We start from the raw sequence: 243 nt of genomic DNA, 5'->3' as shown, positions 1-243 counted from the left end.
CCCGCCCTGGATCAGTCGTCTTCGGCGGCGTCCAGCCCGGGGAACAGCACCTCGATGAACCCGAAGCGCGTGAAGTCGCGCACCCGCATCGGATAGAGCTTGCCGAACAGGTGATCCACCTCGTGCTGCACCACCCTCGCATGGAAGCCGCTGACCGTGCGATCGATCGGGTCTCCGTAGAGATCGAAGCCGGTGTAGCGGATGTTCGCGAAGCGCGGCACCACGCCGCGCAGGCCGGGGACC

The 243-nt window shown here is 67.1% G+C and carries 1 protein-coding gene; it reads right to left on the bottom strand.

Translation table 11 applies throughout. From position 1 onward, the window contains the following. Positions 1-11: 11 nt before the first annotated feature. Positions 12-243, bottom strand: a 232-nt coding sequence (locus CVH10_RS23590) for a peptide deformylase (protein ID WP_181244735.1), incomplete at its 5' end; no start/stop codon positions are given.

Source organism: Halomonas sp. ND22Bw (assembly GCF_003011945.1).
Taxonomy (GTDB): Bacteria; Pseudomonadota; Gammaproteobacteria; order Pseudomonadales; family Halomonadaceae; genus Halomonas; species Halomonas halophila.
The sequence above is the reverse complement of the archived record's forward strand: the minus strand, read 5'-3'. Positions and strand labels throughout refer to the sequence as shown.